Source organism: Pseudomonas sp. FG1 (assembly GCF_034313875.1).
GTDB lineage: Bacteria > Pseudomonadota > Gammaproteobacteria > Pseudomonadales > Pseudomonadaceae > Aquipseudomonas > Aquipseudomonas veronii.
On the sequence record NZ_JAVIWP010000001.1, the window covers coordinates 6,061,054 to 6,073,902 of the forward strand.

Consider the following 12,849-nt stretch of genomic DNA (forward strand, 5'->3'; position numbering starts at 1 on the left):
TCTAGCGCTTACACGTCAAACTTCAAGTATCACTTTAACTTTACTTGCTAGCGGTAATCGTCGTCGGGGCCATGGCGAGTGCGCGCTTGGCTTCGATGAAGGTTTTGCTCCAGTAGCTGTCGCCCAGGCTGTCGACTCGAACACCACCGCTGCGGCGGCTGCTGGAGTGGATAAACTGGTTATCGCCCAGGTAGATACCGGCGTGACTGACGCGACCGCGGCCACTGGTACTGAAGAAAAGCAGATCCCCAGGCTTGAGGTTGTTACGCGCGACCAACGGTGCATTCACGTTGATCATTTCGCGGGTGGAGCGTGGCAGGTTCATGCCAGCTTCTTCGCGAAACAGGTAACCGATAAAACCGCTGCAATCAAAACCGGCTTCAGAGGTACCGCCGAAACGGTAACGGGTACCGATCAGGGACATACCGCGTTCGAGGATGCTGTCGGCCAGAACGGGAAGCTGATAAGGCTTGTTGCCAGCGAAGGCGGCCAGTTCTTTTTCGGTTGCCAGCTCTTCCTCATAAACAGTGGAAGACTGCGCAGCAACGAATTTTGCCTGATTTTTATACTGTTGATTGTGCTGCTCGGCCACTTGTTGAGGGTGGGAGGCGCAACCAAACAACAGAGCGACAAGTGCGAGAGGCACGAGGGGTGCGAAGCGATTTAGCATGGGCACGACCGTGGCTGATGTGTAAAGAAGTCGAGACTATGCCTTCTATCACATCGATTTGCAAATTCAATCGTGATCCATGTGACTTACTGTTTGCGTTATGACATCTAAGCCCTTAATACCCTTTGCGCGTGTTTTGCGTGGTCAAGCCGGCCAAAACGCAGGTTTCCTGGCGCCTGAAATTTGCCGAAGCCCCGAAATACAAGGGCCGGCTACCAGCCGAGGGTTTCCTTGAGGAAGGGAATCGTCAGCTTGCGCTGGGCCTGCAAAGAGGCCTGATCGAGCTGCTCGAGCAAATCGAACAATGCGCTCATGCTGCGGGTGCCGCGGGTGAGGATAAAGTGCCCGACCTCGTCGGTGAGGTGCAGGCCGCGACGGGATGCACGCAATTGCAGGGCACGCAATTTGTCCTCGTCGGACAGCGGGCGCATCTGGAAGATCAGCGCCAGGGTCAGGCGCGACTTGAGGTCGGCCAGCTTGACCGGCAACTCACGGGGCGAGGTCGAAGCCGCGATCAACAGGCGGCGCCCGCTGTCGCGCAGGCGGTTGAACAGATGAAACAGCGCCTCTTCCCAATCCGCCTTGCCGGCGACGGCCTGCAGATCGTCCAGGCACACCAGTTCGTATTGTTCGAGGTTGTCGAAAATCCCGATCCCGCGGTCCATCAACTCCGCCAACGGCAGGTAAACCGCCGGTTCGCCCATCTGCTCGAAGCGCAGGCACGCGGCCTGCAACAGGTGGGTGCGCCCCACGCCTTGCTTGCCCCACAGGTAGATCAGGCTTTCAGTCCACCCGGCGTCGGCTTCGCAGAGCCGCTCGACATAGCCGAGTGCTGCGGCGTTGGCGCCTGGGTAGTAATTGATAAAGGTGGCGTCGTCACGCAGACGCACACCTAAGGGCAGCTGAATCGGTTTCATGCTGACTGAACGGCTCCGATCGAACCGTTAGTGGCCTCTGTGAAAAGTTTGCAAAGTTTATACCCGTGACGCCGGGCGCACAATGCAGCAGACCATAAGCAAAATCAAAGGTTTGCGTTAACTTGTTGGATTTACGCAAATTGTTTGACGCCACAGCGCCAGAAACAACAAACCCGGCCTGGGCCGGGTTTGTGACACCGCGATTACAAATCGGGGTCTTCAACGCCCCCGTACATATCCGAATCCTTGTACAGATCGTGGACATGACGCACCAGCACCATGATCACCGCCGCCACCGGCAGCGCGAGCAGGATGCCGGTAAAGCCGAACAACTCACCGCCAGCCAGGATCGCAAAGATCACTGCGACCGGGTGCAGGCCGATGCGATCACCCACCAGCAACGGGGTCAGCACCATGCCTTCGAGGGCCTGGCCGACCATGAACACCGCGACAATCCCGAGCATCGGGTACAGGTCACCGCCAAACTGGAACAGCCCGGCCACCAGCGCCGCACCGATACCGATCACAAAGCCCATGTACGGCACGATTGCGGCCAGACCGGCAATCAAGCCGATCAACAGGCCCAGCTCCAGGCCGATCGCCATCAAGCCGGCGGCATAGATAATCCCCAGGGCCAGCATCACCAGCAGTTGGCCGCGCACGAACGCCCCCAAGACCTCATGACACTCCCCGGCCAGGGACACGATGCGCGCTTCACGGTCACGCGGCAGCAGGCTGCGAATCTTGGCCATCATGATGTCCCAGTCCCGCAACAGGTAGAACGCCACCACCGGGATCAACACCAGATTGGTCAACCAGCCGATCAGCGCCAGGCTGGATGCCGTGGCCTGGCTGAGAACCACGCCGACGATGTCGGTGGTCTGGCCCATATGCTCGCTGATCGCAGCCTTGACCTTGTCGAACTTCCAGAAGCCATCCGCCAGCCCCAGCTTGGCCTGGGCCCACGGCATCGCCGTGTGCTGCAGCCAGTCGAGCATCTGCGGCGCCAGTTCATACAGACGGAACAGCTGCTTGGCCAGCATCGGTACCAGCACCAGCACCAACGCCGTGATGATCAGCGTAAACAGCGCAAACACCGTGACCACACCCAAAGTCCGCGACAGGCCGGCTTTCTCCAGGCGATCCACCACGGGATCGAACAGATAGGCGAGCAACAGCGCGACCAGGAACGGCGTCAGGATCGAATGCAGCAAGAACACAAAAACGCACAGCAGGACGATCCCGCCAAGCCACACCCAACGACGCGTATCCGCCATACACCACTCCATCTTTTATCGGCTGCTATATAAAGCAGAACATTTACCAGCGAAAACGCAGTTGCGCCTGCGGCTCAGGGGCGACGACCGGCTGCGTGCCGTCCACTGGCGGTTGCGCAGCCAGTGCTTCACCCGCAGGAATCTCCTGCAACCTGGCCAGGCTCAGTTGAGTACGCAACTGATCGGCGCTGCCATTGACGCGATACACAATACGATTGCCATCCACGCGCTGCGGCTGGCCGCCAAACGGCTCGAGCAAGTGGCCCAACGCGGCGTAGCGCTCCAGGGTCATGCCCTGCACTTCGAGCAATTGCTCGGTGCTCGCGCCCGGCTTGACCACAAAGCGCGGCGCCAGTTTCTGGCTGACCGCCAGCATCACGGCATCGGCCACGGCGGCGGTGTCGGCGCCTTGCGCGGTGCCCTGCTCGCTCTTGTCGCCCAACCACAGGCGCCATTTGGCCTGCCATTGGCTGCCCTCCTGGCGCGCATGCACTGCGAGCATCGCATCGGCGCCGTAGCGTTCCGAGGCTGCACGCAACGGCGTGGCGTCCGCGCTTTCGAGGTTGGGCGCGGTGGCGACCACCTGTTCATCCAAATCCCCCAACGGCAGGCGCAGCGGCAAGCCGCGATGTTGCGCCGCACGGCGCAGCGCCTGCGCGACGGTCTGGCCATCCCCGACCAGGTTGCTGCCGTCGGTGGAGTCATTCAGCCACCAACCCAGGATCGACGGCCGATTGCTGCCCCAGATCGACAAGCCGGCCTCACGCAAGGCGCGATCGGTGCTGACGGGGTCGAAATCCACTTGCAGGCTTTCCGGCGGGCCGGCGTCGTAGCCGTATTGCGTGATGATTTGTTGCGGGTCCTTGCGCACCGCCGCCAGGCCGGGGCCTTCGGCGGCCTTGGCGTCGCCAGTGAGGCGGATCACCAGAGTCTGTACGGCGCGCTGGGTCGCCTGGTCGCGTTCTTGCGGTGACTGGCTGCTGACCGGCTCCAGTACTTGATAAAGACCATTGAGGGTTTCGGCATGACTCGCCAGGCTGACCAACGACAAGCAGCCTACAAAAAACACATTACACAGACGCATGGAAGATTCCCGAACGACAAAATTAGCGGCTGGAACAGACCGCGTGATCTCGGTTTGCCAAGGCTGTGACCACAGCGATCGGTAAAACATTCACGGGGTCTCGGTAAGTTTTCCTACTGTCATAACGATAGCGGGTTCAAGGCTATACCTTAATACGGAGCTGGGCAGACCCGATTAGCATTTTTTTAACCGGCTTTTTTATCTATGTGGCTCTGCCCGTCGGCCCGAGGATGGCCGCTGACCCTCAAGCCTGATAAAATCGCGCGCCTTCGCAGACCGTCAATGGCTGGGCCTTTTCACAAGAGCCCTTGCCCAATCGGTCGTTACCCCTGAATCCCCCCTAAAGGCCTGGATCATGAGCAAGCAACCCTCCCTGAGCTACAAGGACGCCGGTGTAGACATCGACGCCGGTGAAGCATTGGTCGAACGCATCAAGAGCGTCGCCAAGCGCACTGCGCGCCCCGAAGTCATGGGTGGCCTGGGCGGTTTTGGCGCCCTCTGTGAAATCCCGGCCGGCTACAAACAGCCCGTGCTGGTTTCCGGCACCGACGGCGTGGGCACCAAACTGCGCCTGGCCCTGAACCTGAACAAACACGACAGCATCGGCATCGACCTGGTCGCCATGTGCGTCAACGACCTGGTGGTGTGCGGCGCCGAGCCGCTGTTCTTCCTGGACTACTACGCCACCGGCAAGCTCAACGTCGAAACCGCGACCCAAGTGGTCACCGGCATCGGCGCCGGCTGCGAATTGTCGGGTTGCTCCCTGGTCGGCGGCGAAACCGCTGAAATGCCAGGCATGTACGAAGGCGAAGACTACGACCTGGCCGGCTTCTGCGTCGGCGTGGTCGAAAAAGCCGAGATCATCGACGGCTCCAAAGTGGCTGCCGGCGACGCCCTGCTCGCCCTGCCGTCGTCCGGCCCGCACTCCAACGGCTACTCGCTGATCCGCAAGATCATCGAAGTGTCCGGTGCCGACATCGAAAACATCCAGCTCGACGGCAAGCCCCTGACCGACCTGCTGATGGCGCCGACACGCATCTACGTCAAGCCACTGCTCAAGCTGATCAAGGACACCGGCGCGGTCAAAGCCATGGCCCACATCACCGGCGGCGGCCTGCTGGACAACATCCCGCGCGTCCTGCCCAAAGGCGCCCAGGCGATTGTCGACGTGGCCAGCTGGCAGCGTCCTGCGGTATTCGACTGGCTGCAAGAGAAAGGCAACGTCAACGAAACCGAAATGCACCGCGTGCTGAACTGCGGCGTGGGCATGGTGATCTGCGTGGCGCAAGAGCACGTGGAAAGCGCGTTGAACGTGCTGCGCGAAGCCGGCGAACAGCCTTGGGTCATCGGCCAGATCGCCGCTGCCGCCGAAGGCGCGGCTCAGGTTGAACTGAAGAACCTTAAGGCGCACTGATGTCTGCAACCTGTGATGTCGTGGTGCTGCTCTCCGGCACCGGCAGTAACTTGCAGGCCCTGATCGACAGCACGCGCACCGGCGACAGCCCGGCGCGCATCGCTGCGGTGATCTCCAACCGCAGCGACGCCTATGGCCTGCAACGCGCCAGGGAGGCAGGCATTGCCACGCGCACCCTGGATCACAAGGCTTTCGAAGGTCGCGAGGCCTTCGACAGCGCCCTGGTCGAACTGATCGACGCCTTCAACCCCAAACTCGTGGTACTGGCCGGCTTCATGCGCATCCTCAGCGCTGATTTCGTGCGGCACTACGCTGGGCGGCTGTTGAATATCCACCCTTCCCTGCTGCCCAAGTACAAAGGCATGCACACCCATCAGCGCGCCCTCGACGCGGGCGACAGCGAGCATGGCTGCAGCGTGCATTTTGTCACCGAGGAACTCGACGGCGGGCCTCTGGTCGTACAGGCAGTGGTTCCGGTAGAGTCTGACGACTCGGCGCAGACGCTTGCGCAACGGGTTCATACACAGGAACACAGGATTTACCCGCTGGCTGTTCGCTGGTTTGCCGAGGGGCGGTTGATTCTTGGTAAACAGGGTGCATTATTGGACGGTCAGTTACTCGCGGCCAGCGGCCACTTGATTCGAACCTAGGAGATTTTATGCGTCGCGCCTTGCTCTTCGCTTTTGCGCTGTTCGCCTTGCCTGCGGTGCAAGCAGCAGATTTACATCCTTTCTCCGCCAGCTACACCGCCGACTGGAAACAGTTGCCCATGAGCGGTTCGGCCGAGCGTAGCCTGACCCACAATGGCGATGGCACCTGGACCTTGAACTTCAAGGCTTCCATGATGATTGCCAGCCTCACCGAAACCAGCGTGATCCAATTCGACAAGGACGCCCTGCAGCCGAAGAGCTACACCTTCGAACGCGGCGGCCTGGGCAAGGCGAAAAGGGTCAACCTGGACTTCGACCAGACCGCCAAGAAAGTCACCGGCTTTGAAAACAAAGACCCGGTCAACGTTGCCCTGCAAAGCGGCATGCTCGACAAGTCGACCTACCAGTTGGCGCTGCAGCGCGATGTCGCGGCCGGCAAGAAGAGCATGAGCTACAACGTGGTTGAAGGCACCGACGTCGACACTTACGACTTTCGCGTGATCGGCCCGGAAAAGGTCCAGACCAAAGCCGGCTCCATCGACGCGATCAAGGTCGAGCGCGTGCGTGACCCGACCCAAAGCAAGCGCATCACCCAGATGTGGTTTGCCAAGGACTGGGGCGGCATCCTGGTTGCCCTGCGTCAGGTGGAAACCGACGGCAAGGAATACAACATCATGCTGCAAGACGGTACGGTTGACGGTAAGTCTGTCAAAGGTAGCTGATTGCGCGGATGAGTCGAAGAAGAGCCTCGCACCACGCGGGGCTTTTTTTCGTCTGGATGTTGGGGAGTCGACGCCTGAGCCCGACGAGAACATGAAGCTTTTGTCATAAAACTCCGACGCCTGCGACGCAATGTCGCGGTTTACGGGGCCTGCGCGACTGTTACATGTTATGCAAAGGACTGTTGCATAAACGATCGGTTTACCTAGCAAGCTAACAAAACATATAACAAAAGCCTGCGACGACTTGCCGCAGATCCACCAGAGACTGGAGCAAGCAAATGACTGTAAAAGTGACTGAACGCGACGATGAACATATGTCCCACGAAGCCTTGGGCCATGGGATTCACATCTGGGACGTACACCAACAAGACCTGCTGGTCGGCATGTTTCATAACGAGAGCGACGCTCATAACTATAAAAACGAGCTCGAAACCCTTGAGATGAAACGCCAGGCACAAAGCTCCTGAAACGCTGAAATCAAGTAGACGCCAGCCCACGCAACGAGGCTATCTACACACGACAAACCCCGCCAACGAGCGGGGTTTGTCGCTTTCAACCGCGACCGTTTTCTTCTGAACCTCGACGCGTGTATTGAAAAATATACAGTTCACGCCGCGTCGGCCCACCGCCTGCACGCCAGCGGTAATCCGCTGAAGTAGCCTGATCCAGACACCTCCCCACTCTTTGACAGCGCTCTTTGGCCAGGCCGAATCGCACGCGAGCCCCTTCTCCCGCCCCTCCTGAATAAGCCTTTCAGAAAAAAGTAACAACAAATAGACAATTAGTAATGATTCTCTATACCATTCAGCCGCTTTTCATTCCGGTCCACGTATAGGGAATTCCACTAGATGCACGGGCAAAGTCGCACCCCGGAACAATCGTTGCTTGAACGCTGGGGCGAAGCACTCGCTACCCCGCCATTTCAAACTAACCACATCACTCTCGACGCTCTGATCAACACCCTGGCACCCGCTGCCGAGCGTAGCTTCCAACGCCTGATCCAAGCACTGTTTCGTGAAGGCCTGCTGGACCCCAGCACCCGCACCTACGACGAGCGAGGTCAATGCTGGCTGGTGCTGCCTGACCAGAGCCGCCTGCGTTTCGATCACCTGCTCCCCGGTCGCATGGCCAGCTGGGACCTGCGTGGCCGAGTGACGCTGCTGCGCGATGATCATCCTGACCTGAATATTCAATTCCCGTCGCAGTTATTGACGCTGCTCAACCGCCGCCTCGAATCACCTGCCGATCCGGAAGTCTTGGGCCGCCTCAACACAGAAATCGACGACAGCTTTGTCAACGATACGCTGTGCCTTGCCTTCCATGAGCAATGGACACTCAGGCTCCATGCGGCAATGGACCCGTCGCACCAGAGCAACCTGTTGAGCCACCTCAAGCATGACCCCAGCGTGACCAACCCGACTTCCACGCTTGAACAATGGGGCACGCTGGGCCATCCCTGGCACCCCAACTACAAGACCAAACTGGGTTTGAATACCGACCAGGTCATCGATTTCTCGCCTGAATTCGAAGCCCGCTTTCCGGTTTTCCTGTGCGCGTTGCATCGCCAGTTCGCCCATGTCGAAATGCTGGCTGGCACCGCCGATTACTGGCAATGGTGGCAACATCATTTCCCCCAAGCCGCTCGGCAACTGACCGCGCAACTGACCGCGCAGGGCCTTGAAGCCGGCGATTATCTGCCGTTGCCGGCTCACCCTTGGCAGGCGCGCCAAGAATTACCGCAATTGTTTGCCAACGAAATTGGCGACCGGTTGTTGGTACTGACCGATATCGTGGCGTTTACCGCCCACCCGACCATGTCGTTCAGGACCGTGCTACCTGAAGGCCGATGTGACGCACCGATGGTGAAGCTTCCGGTTTCATTGCGCCTGACCAGTGTGCAGCGGACTGTTTCACCGCGTTCTGCGCGCATGGGCCCGCGGATCAGCCATCTACTGCTGGCGATCCTGGAACGTGAGCCGGCGATCCAGCAGATCCTCAGCATCATCCCCGAGCGGATCGGCGTGCATTTCAAGCCGCAACCGGCCAATGATGAACACTCCCGCCACTTGGCCGTACTGTACCGCGACGCCCCCAGAGCCTGCTCCAGCCGGGCGAAATGGCCGTGCCAGTCGGCAGCCTGTTCGCCGTCGACCAGCACGGGCAGCCACTGCTGCGCCAATGGGTACGACTGAGCCAGGGCAAGGACGACGAGGACGCCCTGCTCGCCTTCTTTCGGGACTACGCCTCGATTGCCGTACCGGCACTGCTGGGCATGTATCTGCGTTATGGCGTGGCCTTCGAGGCTCATCAGCAGAACTCCTTCATGGTCATGGCCGCGGACGGGCGCCTGAGCCGCCTGCTACTACGTGATTTCGGTGACATCCGGATCGACCGCAAGACCTTGCACGCCCATGGCCTGGATATCGAATTGCACGACCCTAAAATGACCCTGTACGACGACGCCGGCTTCGTGCGCGACAAGCTGCTGCACACCGTATTCATGTGCCACTTGGGCGAACTGGTGCTGCTCAGCGCACGCCACTTCGACATCCCCCAAGCGCGGCTCTGGAATGAACTGTCGACGCAGGTCAGCCAGTGCTTCGACGACTTGCGCAGCGAGGTCGACCCCCAACGCTGGAAGACCGAACGCGAAGCCTTACTGGAGCAGGACTGGCCCGCCAAGTCGTTTATGCGCATGCGTCTGCTGGAGAGCCATGCCGATATCGTCGGGCGTTTGCCTAACCCACTGAGCGCCGCCGCCAATGCCGGCTAACAACAGCGCACTGCGGCTGCTGGTGGTGATTCAGTTGGTGTCGATGGGCGCCATGGAGATGAGCGGCCCTTTCTGGCCGCTGCAAATCCAGAAGCTGCTCGGCGTCGCCAATGCCCAGTACACCGGCCTGCTGTCCTCGCTGGTGTATGCCGGGCCGATGATGGCGGCAATGATCCTGACGCCCATGTGGGGGCGACTGGGTGACCGCACCGGGCACAAGCCCATGATCATTCGGGCGTTGCTGGCGTTGGCGGTATGCCAGGGCCTGGCCGCCGTTACCTTCGACCCTTGGCTGCTGGTGGCAATCAGGGTTGCACAAGGGGCGCTGGCCGGGTTTATCGCAGCGGCGCAAGCCTATGCGCTGGCCTGCTGCGGCGACGGCGGGCGTGGGCACATTCTGGCTCGACTGCAATCGGCGACTGCCGTGGGCTCGCTGGCCGGACCGGTGTTGGGTGGGTGGTTGATGGATGTCTCGGGCTTCGCACTGCTGTGCTACAGCGCCACCGCAGTGTGCGTGTTGTGCGCGGTGATCAGCCTGTTCTTGCCCAACGACACGCCCCAATCACGCCCAACACACAACGCAAAACCAAGCGCCCTGCCCGAAGGCTGGCTCGGTGCAATGCTGGGGATCATCGTTTTGATCCAGGCAGCCAAGATGATGCCCCAGCCGTTTTATGCCTTGTACGTCGCCGACGTGTTACACGCCCCCGCGTGGCTGATCGGCGCCAGCTATGCCGCCAGCGCACTGACTCTGGCGCTGTCCGCGCCGCTATGGGGGCGCCTGTTCGACCGGCATCAACCGGCTCACACGTTGCGCGTCGTCGAATGGGTCACGTGGTCCTGCGCCTTGACGCTGGCATTTACGGCGCTGGCCAGCGAATGGCTCGGATTCCTCGCCAGCCGGCTGTTATGGGGCGTTTGGCAGGGTGCGTTGCTGCCGGTCGCCTACACGTTGATCGCCAACACCGTTGTGCCCAGCCAGCAGGGCTTTGCCCTGGGCCTGGGCAACAGCGCCGCCAAAGCCGGCGCGCTGTGTGGTGTGCTGATGGGCGGCATCGGCATGGGAGTCGTGGGTCTGGCGCACAGCTTCTGGCTGGTTGCACTCACATATGCATTGGCCGCCCTGGGCATCCGCACCATCCGTTCGTTCACCCGAACACCTGAGACATCCAGTTTTTCTGTCAATACTTCTAATAACTGAAAGGCAAGGTCATGAAAAAAACACAACTGGCAGTTCTGCTGCCACTTCTAGGGTCGATTAGCGCGCCTGCCTGGGCCGATGAGATCGAAGGGACTCACGCCGCGCCCACCAACCTGCAACTACAGGCAACGGTAGTGTCGGCCACGCGCAGTGAAACCAGCATCGCGGCGATCCCAGGCTCGGTGCAGGTGATCAGCGAAGATCAGATCCGCCAGCAAGCGGGTGCCGGCCGCCGGGTCGCAGACATCCTCGGGCAACTGGTACCGGGCATCTCCCCCTCCAGCGGCGGCATGAGCAACTTCGGCCAGACACTTCGCGGACGCAACACCCTGATCCTGATCGATGGGGTGTCCCAGAACGCCACGCGCGACAACTTCCGCCAGCTCAACAGCGTCGCGCCGGAAAGTATCGAGCGTATCGAAGTCATTTCCGGCGCCAGCAGTGTCTACGGGGCGGGCGCGTCAGGCGGCATCATCAACATCATCACGAAGCGCAACAAAGGTGAAGACCTGGCGTTGAGCAGCAAGATCGGCATGACCACCGGGAACAACTTCAGCCATAAAGGTTTCTCCTACGAAGCGTTCCAAAGCGCCACGGGCCGCAACGGCCCAGTGGATTGGTATCTGTCGGCCAACACCGTGCAACGCAACGACCTGTTCGCCGGCAACGGCAAGCGCATCCCCCAGGACACGTCCCAGGGCAGCAACATGGACACCGACACCTACGACCTGCAGGGTCGCTTCGGCTACAAGCTGGATGACGACAAGAAAATCAATCTGTCGCTGCAAGACTACAAGGACGAGCAAGACACCCGTTACACCAAGAATCCCCGCATCACCAATACCGCAGTCGCTGTAAAAGGCCTGGACCTGGTCGATCAACCGTACACCCACAACCAGGCAGTGAACCTCAACTACGCCGATCAGGATTTCTACGGCCAGGGCTTGCAGGTCGAAAGTTATTGGCGGCGTGCCGACGCGTTGTTCTTCCCCGACCTGTCCCGGGGCCGCGCAGGCGTGTCCGACAACAACAGCGTGCAAGAGGTGTACGGCCTGCGAGCGGCCATCGACACGCAAATGCCGAACATCGGCGCGGCGACCGGCAACCTGGTCTGGGGTGCCGACTACGATCATGAAACCTCGCGTCAGCGTGGCGACCAATACCGGGTCAACGGCCTCACCTACACCAAGACCGGTACCACATTCGAAATGGGACCGGACATCCAGACCACCACCAAAGCCATCTTTGGCCAGTTGTCCTACGACATCGATGATTGGACCTTGCGTGGCGGCGTACGCCGCGAGTGGATCGAAAGCGACATTGCCGACAGCATCGCTTACGGCGAAATCGTCCAGACCGGTAAGCGCGCGACACTGCCAGGCGGCACGCTCAAATACGATGACACCCTCTACAACCTCGGGGCTGTGTATCACCTGAGCGAAAACCAGGATGTATTCTTCAACTTCAGCCAGGGCTTTTCCCTGCCGGACATCCAGCGCTTCCTGCGTGACGTCAACAGCACCTACGACATTCAAAAACTCAATGCCCAGGCCCTGAAGGTCGACAGCTACGAGCTGGGCTGGCGGGGTAATTGGGACAAGTGGCTGGCTAACGTCACCGCGTATGAAAACACCTCGGATGTCACTCAGTTCTACGATGCCAATGATCGTGTATTGCGCCTGGTGAACCAGAAAGAGCGTGTGCGCGGTATCGAAACCAGCCTGACGTACAACGTCACCGACCAATGGTCGGTGGGCGGTACTTATGCTTATGCCAAAGGCGAAACCCGCCAGAACGGCCAATGGATCGACTTGCCGGCGACACGTATCTCCCCCGCCAAGACGACCGCTTTTGTCGGCTATGACCACGGCGACTATAGCCTGCGCTTGCAAGGCATGCGCCTGGCCAACTACGACGCTGCGTTCAAAGACAACAACGGCCGCGATATCCAGGGTTACACGCTGGTCGACCTGCTGGGTTCAGTCCGGCTGCCGGTAGGTCGCCTGGAAGGTGCGGTCTACAACCTCAGTAACCGCAACTACCAGAACATGTTTGCCCAGGCCAACGCCCGCGCGCCCTACCCGAACGCCGAGGGTCGCACCTTCAGCATGAGTTACGCCGTGGATTGGTAACCGCCTGAC

The 12,849-nt window shown here is 60.2% G+C and carries 10 protein-coding genes and 1 pseudogene; 7 read left to right on the plus strand and 4 right to left on the minus strand.

What is annotated here, in order from left to right; genetic code table 11:
• Positions 1–40: 40 nt before the first annotated feature.
• The 4 genes from RGV59_RS27860 to RGV59_RS27875 all read right to left on the minus strand — a co-directional run bounded on the left by RGV59_RS27860 (position 41) and on the right by RGV59_RS27875 (position 3,948).
• On the minus strand, positions 41–670 hold the full coding sequence (locus RGV59_RS27860) for a C40 family peptidase (RefSeq protein ID WP_046382483.1): 630 nt from the start codon (positions 668–670) through the stop codon (positions 41–43).
• 212 nt (positions 671–882) lie between these two features.
• Positions 883–1,587 (minus strand): DnaA regulatory inactivator Hda, encoded by a 705-nt coding sequence (gene hda, locus RGV59_RS27865; RefSeq protein ID WP_017845321.1) that lies wholly within the window; start codon positions 1,585–1,587, stop codon positions 883–885.
• Positions 1,588–1,790: 203 nt separating this feature from the next.
• Positions 1,791–2,864, minus strand: coding sequence for an AI-2E family transporter (locus tag RGV59_RS27870; protein ID WP_046488315.1), 1,074 nt, complete (start codon positions 2,862–2,864; stop codon positions 1,791–1,793).
• 43 nt (positions 2,865–2,907) lie between these two features.
• Entirely contained in the window at positions 2,908–3,948 is a 1,041-nt protein-coding gene (locus RGV59_RS27875; protein WP_102618094.1) for a DUF2066 domain-containing protein, read from the minus strand.
• 355 nt (positions 3,949–4,303) lie between these two features.
• On the opposite strand from RGV59_RS27875, the gene purM reads away from it, so the two are divergent.
• The 7 genes and pseudogenes from purM (at position 4,304) to RGV59_RS27910 (ending at position 12,840) form a co-directional block, all read left to right on the plus strand.
• The gene (purM, locus tag RGV59_RS27880; RefSeq protein WP_017845318.1) at positions 4,304–5,362 is read left to right on the plus strand and encodes a phosphoribosylformylglycinamidine cyclo-ligase; all 1,059 of its coding nucleotides are present in this window, start codon (positions 4,304–4,306) and stop codon (positions 5,360–5,362) included.
• Positions 5,362–6,012 (plus strand): phosphoribosylglycinamide formyltransferase, encoded by a 651-nt coding sequence (gene purN / locus RGV59_RS27885; protein ID WP_017845317.1) that lies wholly within the window; start codon positions 5,362–5,364, stop codon positions 6,010–6,012. The genes purM and purN overlap by 1 nt, the downstream gene beginning before the upstream one ends.
• An 8-nt stretch (positions 6,013–6,020) precedes the next feature.
• Positions 6,021–6,734, plus strand: coding sequence for a DUF3108 domain-containing protein (locus RGV59_RS27890; protein WP_017845316.1), 714 nt, complete (start codon positions 6,021–6,023; stop codon positions 6,732–6,734).
• A 278-nt stretch (positions 6,735–7,012) separates the two neighbouring features.
• The gene (locus tag RGV59_RS27895; protein WP_017845315.1) at positions 7,013–7,201 is read left to right on the plus strand and encodes a hypothetical protein; all 189 of its coding nucleotides are present in this window, start codon (positions 7,013–7,015) and stop codon (positions 7,199–7,201) included.
• A gap of 381 nt (positions 7,202–7,582) precedes the next feature.
• A pseudogene (locus RGV59_RS27900) lies at positions 7,583–9,507 on the plus strand (IucA/IucC family protein).
• The gene (locus RGV59_RS27905) at positions 9,497–10,708 is read left to right on the plus strand and encodes an MFS transporter (RefSeq protein ID WP_102618093.1); all 1,212 of its coding nucleotides are present in this window, start codon (positions 9,497–9,499) and stop codon (positions 10,706–10,708) included. Before RGV59_RS27900 ends, RGV59_RS27905 begins: the two are co-directional and overlap by 11 nt.
• 11 nt (positions 10,709–10,719) lie before the next feature.
• A complete protein-coding gene (locus RGV59_RS27910) occupies positions 10,720–12,840 on the plus strand; it encodes a TonB-dependent receptor (RefSeq protein ID WP_102618092.1) in 2,121 nt (706 codons plus the stop codon).
• Positions 12,841–12,849 lie beyond the last annotated feature (9 nt).